Below are 7,986 nucleotides of genomic sequence, written 5' to 3' on the forward strand. Positions count from 1 at the left end.
GTGCCGCTCATGTGGGCGCGGCGCGCGAGCTTGCCGCGGTAGCCGTTAAGTCCTGACGCGCCCGCGATCACTCGAAGCTTGATCAAGGAGACGACCCCGTGAAGACCGCTGTGGAGGAGCTCAGCCCGACCCGGGTAAGGCTTACCGTCGAGGTGCCGTTCGAGGAGCTCGGCGAGAGCCTGCAGGCGGCGTACAAGAAGGTCGCGCAGCAGGTGCGCGTCCCCGGGTTCCGCCCCGGCAAGGTTCCGGCTCGCATCATCGAGCAGCGGTTCGGCCGCGCCGTGGTGCTGGAGGAGACCCTCAACGACGCGGTGCCCAAGCTGTACGGCCAGGCCGTCGACGAGAGCGACATCTTCCCGGTCAGCCAGCCGGAGATCGAGGTCACCAAGATCGAGGACGGCCAGCAGGTCGAGTTCACCGCCGAGGTGGATGTTCGTCCCGGCTTCGAGGTCCCCGACTACCAGGGCATCGAGGTGACCGTCCCGGTCTCCGAGGTCTCCGAGAAGGACATCGAGGAGCAGCTGAACGGCCTGCGTCAGCGTTTCGCCACGCTGACCGGCGTCGAGCGCCCCGCGGCCTCCGGTGACTTCGTCGTCATGGACCTGGCCGCCGCGATCGACGGCGTCAACATCGAGGAGCAGCAGGCCAACGACGTCTCCTACGAGGTCGGCGCCGGCTCGGTGCTGCAGGGGCTGGACGACGCACTGGTCGGCCTGTCCGCGGGTGAGACCAAGGAGTTCACGACCAACCTGGTCGGCGGCGAGAACGCCGGCGAGGAGGCAGTGGTCACCATCACCGTCAAGAGCGTCAAGGAGAAGGTCCTCCCCGAGCTCGACGACGAGTTCGCCCAGCTCGCCAGCGAGTTCGACACTCTCGACGAGCTCAAGGCGAGCATCAGCGAGACGGCCCGCCGCAACAAGCTGATCGACCAGGTCGTCCAGGCTCGCGAGAACGCCCTCGCCGCCCTGCTCGACAAGATCGACATTCCGCTGCCCGAGAGCGCGCTCAAGGCCGAGGTCGACAACCGCAAGCACAACCTTGAGCACCAGATCGCCGAGAGTGGCCTGAGCAGGGAGGCATATTTCCGCCTCTACCAGACCACCGAGGAGGAGCGCTTCGCGGAGTTCGACGAGAGCGCCGCCAAGGCGCTCAAGACGGGCTTCGTCCTCGACAAGATCGTCAAGAGCGAGGACCTCGGTGTCAGCGAGCAGGAGCTGACCAACTTCGTGGTGCGCCGCGCCATGCAGATGAACGTCGCGCCCAACACGCTGGCCCAGCACCTGGCCGACAACGACCAGCTCACGCTGGCCATGGTCGAGATCGTCCGCGACAAGGCCAAGAGCGTCATCGGCGACGCCGCCAAGGTGACCGACGAGGCCGGCAACGAGGTCGACCTCAAGGCCATCTACACCGAGATCAACGGTGAGGAGGTCTCCGAGGAGGCCGACGACACCGAGGTCGAGACCGCCGCCAAGTAGTCTTCGGCCGAGCGGGAGACCGGATTCGTCCGCTGCCTCCGCCGCCCGATGCCCCCGCCGCGCTCCGCGTGGCGGGGGCGTCTTCGTCCCCGGGTGAGGGTGCGCGTGCCGCAGGGCGACGCCTGGAGGGCTCCGGAATCTCCCCGGCCCTTCTCTCTGCCCCCAGAGCTTCGAGGGCTCCTGGGCCCTCTGAGAGCCGTTGAGGGATCTCGTGGCCCCAACCTGTCGCACGCCTTCCTGCGCGTGCCCACCTTCGCCTCTCCGGCGAGCGGCGACACGCCGGGGAGGCTCCGGCCTCTCAGCCCTCGCAGGGATGCACAACAGGGGAGCCGCGGACGTGGTGGGGAGGCGGCGGGCAGCATGCGCCGTCAGCGAACAGTGCGTTGAGGAGGCATGTCCGGTAGGTGGCGCGCGTTAAGGTCACAAGCAAAGCCAATCGATTACGACGCATCGGAAGGTGACGCTGTGACCAGCCCGCCGACCTTCTACCAGCCGACCGGCTCCGGGCCCGAGTCGATGAGCCAGCCAACCGGCTCGTTCAGGCTCGAAGACCAGCTCTACCAGCGGCTGCTGCGTGAGCGCATCATCGTGCTGGGCACCCAGGTCAACGACGAGATCGCCAACCGGATCTGCGCCGAGCTGCTCCTGCTCGCCGCGGACGACTCAGAGCGCGATATCTGGCTCTACATCAACTCGCCAGGCGGTTCCGTGACCGCTGGTATGGCGATTTACGACATGATGGAATATGTGCCTAACGATGTGTGCACGGTCGCGATGGGTCTGGCCGCCTCCATGGGCCAGTTCCTTCTGTGCGCCGGCGAGCGGGGCAAGCGATACGCCCTGCCGCACGCCCGCATCATGATGCACCAGCCTTCCGGCGGCATCGGCGGCACCGCCGCCGACATCGCCATCCAGGCGGAGCAGATGCTCTACGTCAAGAAGACCCTCGCCGAGCGCATCGCGTTCCACACCGGCCAGAATCTCGAGCAGATCGAGGCCGACTCCGACCGCGACCGCTGGTTCACGGCCGAGGAGGCCAAGGACTACGGCTTCATCGACCAGGTCGTGCGCAGCGCTCGGCAGGTGCCCTCCACGGGCGCCGTCTCCTGAAGGGGCACAAGGTGAGTGAGTTGATCCGGCCGGGAGACATCAACGGCCGCTACGTTCTTCCGTCCTTCACCGAGCGCACGTCCTACGGCATGCGGGAGATGAACCCGTACGCCAAGCTCTTCGAGGACCGCATCATCTTCCTCGGCGTGCAGGTGGACGACGCGTCAGCCAACGACGTCATGGCGCAGTTGCTGACCCTGGAGTCGCTCGACCCCGACCGCGACATCAGCATCTACATCAACTCGCCGGGCGGTTCGTTCACCGCCATGACGGCGATCTACGACACGATGCAGTTCGTCCGGCCGGAGATCCAGACGGTCTGCCTGGGCCAGGCGGCCTCGGCGGCGGCGGTCCTGCTGGCCGGCGGCACGCCGGGCAAGCGCTTCGCCCTGCCGAACGCCCGCATGCTGATCCACCAGCCGTCCACCGAGGGCGGCGGCCAGGGAAGCGACATCGAGATCCAGGCGCGCGAGATCCTCAGGATGCGCTCGCAGATGGAGATGATCATCGCTCAGCACTCGGGCAGGGCACCGGAGGCGGTCCGCAAGGACATCGAGCGGGACAAGATCCTCGACGCCGTCGAGGCGAAGGAGTACGGGCTGATCGACGACATCATCCCGTCCCGCAAGAAACTCGCGAAGGCCGTAGCCTCCTAACGAGGCATATCGCACCGGAACCGTGCCGAATCAGGCACGTTCCGGTGCGACTCGCCGCTAGGGGGCTCACTGAGGGCTCAGAAGACGGTAACGTCGAAACCTAAGCGGGATGACTTTTCGATCGGGTATCGGGCCGGTCGGAAGAAACGGACCGCGGTAGCCAGGGCGGTCCCACGCAAAGGAGTATCTGGGGTGGCACGCATCGGCGACGGGGGAGACCTGCTGAAGTGCTCTTTCTGTGGAAAGAGTCAGAAGCAAGTCAAGAAGCTCATCGCCGGACCCGGCGTATACATCTGCGACGAGTGCATCGACCTCTGCAACGAGATCATCGAGGAGGAGCTCAGCGAGTCCTCTGAGCTCAAGTGGGACAGCCTTCCCAAGCCGAGGGAGATCTACGAATTCCTCGACGCCTACGTCATCGGTCAGGACCAGGCGAAGAAGGCTCTCTCCGTGGCGGTCTACAACCACTACAAGCGGGTGCAGTCCGGCGAGCGCGGGCGTGACGACGGCATTGAGCTGTCCAAGTCCAACATCCTGCTCCTGGGCCCCACCGGTTCCGGCAAGACACTGCTCGCCCAGACGTTGGCGAAGATGCTGAACGTTCCGTTCGCCATCGCCGACGCCACCGCCCTGACGGAGGCGGGCTACGTGGGCGAGGACGTCGAGAACATACTGCTCAAGCTGATCCAGGCCGCCGACTACGACGTCAAGAAGGCCGAGACCGGCATCATCTACATCGACGAGGTCGACAAGATCGCTCGTAAGAGCGAAAATCCGTCGATCACCAGGGACGTCTCCGGCGAGGGCGTGCAGCAGGCCCTGCTGAAGATCCTGGAGGGCACGACCGCGAGCGTGCCGCCACAGGGCGGACGTAAGCATCCGCACCAGGAGTTCATCCAGATCGACACCACCAATGTGCTGTTCATCTGTGGTGGGGCCTTCGCCGGTCTTGAAAAGATCATCGAGTCCCGGGTCGGCCGCAAGGGGATCGGTTTCAACGCGATCATCCGCTCCAAGGAGGACATCGACAGCGCCGACATCTTCGAGAACGTCATGCCCGAGGACCTGCTGAAGTTCGGCATGATCCCCGAGTTCGTCGGCCGGCTTCCGGTGATCACGAGTGTCCACAACCTCGACCGTGAGGCGCTCATCCAGATCCTCACCGAGCCGCGTAACGCCCTCGTCAAGCAGTACCGTCGGCTGTTCGAGCTGGACAACGTCGAGCTCGAATTCACCGACGACGCGCTGGAGGCCATCGCCGATCAGGCGATCCTCCGAGGCACCGGCGCCCGCGGCCTGCGGGCGATCCTGGAGGAGGTTCTCCTCTCGGTGATGTACGAGGTGCCCTCGCGGCAGGACGTGGCGCGAGTGGTGATCACCCGCGAGTCGGTTCTGGAGCACGTCAATCCCACGCTCGTCCCGCGCGACCAGCTCAACAAGCAGCAGCGGCCGCCGCGGGAGAAGTCGGCGTAGAAGTCCGCGCGAGCCGCTCCAGGCTCGCACGAGTGGTGCCCCCCGTGGATTCTCCCGCGAGGGGCACCGCCTGTTTCCGGCTGACCGACTCCCGCGACGTATCCGGTTGAGGCCGCCGATGTCCCTCTCCGCCCCTGCTTCGTATCTGCGGGTATCCGCCGATTCTGGTCACCTGTTCGCCGGAGCCCGCGGGTGCCTGCTTCGTATCCGCCGGTGTCCGCTCGGTGTTCGTCGGCCCGCAACGGGGAGGGGAGCATCTCGTTCGCCGGAAGAAGTCACAGGAGAAGCGATCCATAGGACGGTCCGTGGGACGGGGGACACGCGGACATCCCTAGACTTGGGCATCGTGACGACGCCAGAGCTGCCCACCCAGTACGCACCCGCCGACGTGGAGACCCGGAGCTACGAGCGCTGGGTATCGGAGGGACACTTCACCGCCGACCCGAGCAGCGAGCGCGAGCCGTACAGCATCGTCCTGCCTCCGCCGAACGTGACCGGTGTCCTGCACATCGGCCACGCCCTCGACCACTCCATCCAGGACGCGCTGACCCGCCGCGCTCGCATGCGCGGCCAGGAGACGCTCTGGCTGCCCGGCATGGACCACGCGGGCATCGCGACCCAGAACGTCGTCGAGCGCGAGATCGCGAAGAACGGTCTGTCCCGGCACGACCTCGGCCGTGAGGCGTTCGTCGAGCGCGTCTGGCAGTGGAAGGAGGAGTCCGGTGGCCGGATCCTCGGCCAGATGAAGAAGCTCGGCGACGGTGTCGACTGGTCGCGCGAGCGCTTCACCATGGACCCCGGTCTCTCCCGAGCAGTGCAGACGATCTTCAAGAAGCTTTTCGACGACGGGCTCATCTACCGTGCCGAGCGCATCATCAACTGGTGCCCGCGCTGCCTGACCGCGCTGTCGGACATCGAGGTCGAGCACAGCGAGGACGAGGGCGAGCTCGTCTCGATCCGCTACGGCGACGGCGACGACTCCATCGTGGTCGCCACCACCCGGGCCGAGACGATGCTCGGCGACACCGCTGTGGCGGTGCACCCCTCCGACGAGCGCTACGCGCACCTGATCGGCCGCGAGGTGGAGCTGCCGCTCACCGGTCGCCGCATCCCGATCGTCGCCGACGAGCACGTCGACCCGGCCTTCGGTACGGGAGCGGTCAAGGTCACCCCGGCGCACGACCCGAATGACTTCGAGATCGGGCGACGCCACTCGCTGCCGTCCTTGGCGGTGATGGACGAGCGCGGGGTGGTCACCGCACACGGCCCGTTCCAGGGGCTCGATCGCTTCGAGGCCAGGCCCGCGGTGGTGGCCGCGCTCCGTGCGGATGGAAGGATCGTCGCGGAGAAGCGCCCCTACCTCCACTCGGTCGGGCACTGCTCTCGCTGCAAGACCGTGATCGAGCCCCGGCTCTCGCTCCAGTGGTTCGTCAACGTCTCGCCCCTGGCCAAGGCGGCCGGCGACGCGGTCCGTGACGGCCGGACGAAGATCCACCCGCCGGAGCTGGCCAAGCGCTACTTCGACTGGGTCGACGACATGCACGACTGGTGCATCTCCCGGCAGTTGTGGTGGGGGCACCGCATCCCGGTCTGGTACGGCCCGGACGGCGAGGTCGTCTGTGTCGGCCCTGACGAGCAGGCGCCCGAGGGTTACGTCCAGGACCCCGATGTCCTCGACACCTGGTTCTCCTCGGGGCTCTGGCCGTTCTCCACTCTCGGCTGGCCGGACAAGACGCCGGAACTGGCGAAGTTCTACCCGACCTCCGTCCTGGTGACCGGCTACGACATCCTGTTCTTCTGGGTGGCCCGGATGATGATGTTCGGCATCTACGCCATGGACGGCGAGCCGCCGTTCCGGACCGTGGCACTGCACGGCATGGTCCGTGACCAGTACGGAAAGAAGATGTCGAAGTCGTTCGGCAACGTCGTCGACCCGCTCGACTGGGTCGAGCGCTTCGGTGCCGACGCCACCCGCTTCACGCTGCTGCGCGGTGCCAACCCCGGCTCCGACGTGGCGATCAGCGAGGAATGGGCCGGGGGTTCGCGCAACTTCTGCAACAAGATCTGGAACGCCACCCGCTTCGCGTTGATGAACGGCGCCGTGACGGGTGAGCTCCCGATCGAGAAGCTGACGGCCGCCGACCGCTGGATCCTTTCCAGGCTCCAGGAGGTCGTCGCGTCGGTGGACACCGCGTTCGAAAACTTCGAGTTCGCCAAGATCTCAGACCTGCTGTACCACTTCGCGTGGGACGAGGTCTGTGACTGGTACGTGGAGCTCGCCAAGATCCAGATCGCTTCCGGCCAGGAGCACACCCGGCTCGTGCTGGGTCATGTCTTCGACGCGCTGCTCCGGTTGCTCCACCCTCTGGTGCCGTTCGTCACCGAGGAACTGTGGCGTGCGGTCACCGGGCGTGAGTCGATCGTCGTCGCACCCTGGCCGACGGTTCAGGACTCGTTGCGCGACCTCTCGGCGGAGGAAGAGATCCTCGCCGTGCAGGGATTGATCACCGAGGTGCGCAGATTCCGTTCCGACCAGGGGCTCAAGCCGGGCCAGAGGGTCGCTGCGAGGCTCTCTCTCGCGGGTACGGCACTCGTGCCTCACGAAGGGGCGATCAGGTCTCTGCTCCGGCTCGACCAGCCGTCCGAGTCGTTCGCCGCGACCGCCAGTCTCGATGTGGCCGGAATCGCCGTGGAGATCGACACGGCGGGGACGATCGACGTGGCCGCCGAGCGTAAGCGGCTGGAGAAGGACCTCGCGGCAGCGCGCAAGGAGGCGGCCCAGGTCGCCGCCAAGCTCGGCAACGAGCAGTTCATGGCCAAGGCACCCGACGACGTGGTGACCAAGGTGCGCTCCCGTGCCGCGCAGGCGGATCAGGACATCGAACGATTGCTCGCCCAGCTGGCGGCGCTTCCGGCCGGCTGACCGGCCGAGGGGAGTTCGTGGCAGGGACTCGGGTCGACCTGGTGATCGGGAACTCGACCTGATGAGTGTCCAGGACAGGCAGCTGTCTTGACGAGAACCCGGGGTCTCTTGACCCCGGGTTCTCGTGTTTGAGGGTTGGTGTCCCAGGGAAGACCTAGTTCTTACCGGAAAGTTGGTCATCGCAGCCCTAGGGGGCTGCTAGAGTTCTTCATGCAGGGCAGCGTCCTGCACTCCCTCTCTGAAAATCTCGACAAACCGGATGTGTCCGAGTGATTGGACAACGATCGGATGTTGGAGTAAGTTAGAGGGGTTGCCCTGGAAACGGGGTGGTCGCAATCCTAGCGGG

Annotated in this window: 5 protein-coding genes; all 5 read left to right on the forward strand. The window is 66.2% G+C overall.

What is annotated here, in order from left to right; translation table 11 throughout:
* Window positions 1–98 precede the first annotated feature (98 nt).
* The 5 genes from tig (at window position 99) to AB0B96_RS18565 (ending at window position 7,640) form a co-directional block, all read left to right on the forward strand.
* Entirely contained in the window at window positions 99–1,478 is a 1,380-nt protein-coding gene (tig, locus tag AB0B96_RS18545; protein WP_362900085.1) for a trigger factor, read from the forward strand.
* A gap of 516 nt (window positions 1,479–1,994) precedes the next feature.
* Window positions 1,995–2,588, forward strand: a complete 594-nt coding sequence (locus AB0B96_RS18550; protein ID WP_344896003.1) for an ATP-dependent Clp protease proteolytic subunit — start codon at window positions 1,995–1,997, stop codon at window positions 2,586–2,588.
* An 11-nt stretch (window positions 2,589–2,599) separates the two neighbouring features.
* The gene (locus AB0B96_RS18555) at window positions 2,600–3,244 is read left to right on the forward strand and encodes an ATP-dependent Clp protease proteolytic subunit (RefSeq protein WP_350949522.1); all 645 of its coding nucleotides are present in this window, start codon (window positions 2,600–2,602) and stop codon (window positions 3,242–3,244) included.
* 192 nt (window positions 3,245–3,436) lie between these two features.
* Entirely contained in the window at window positions 3,437–4,717 is a 1,281-nt protein-coding gene (clpX, locus tag AB0B96_RS18560) for an ATP-dependent Clp protease ATP-binding subunit ClpX (RefSeq protein WP_350949523.1), read from the forward strand.
* Between the two features lie 346 nt (window positions 4,718–5,063).
* Window positions 5,064–7,640: a valine--tRNA ligase gene (locus AB0B96_RS18565; protein WP_362900087.1), complete on the forward strand. Its 2,577-nt coding sequence runs from the start codon at window positions 5,064–5,066 to the stop codon at window positions 7,638–7,640.
* Window positions 7,641–7,986: the final 346 nt, after the last annotated feature.

It is taken from the genome of Streptosporangium sp. NPDC049046, assembly GCF_040649155.1.
GTDB lineage: Bacteria > Actinomycetota > Actinomycetes > Streptosporangiales > Streptosporangiaceae > Streptosporangium.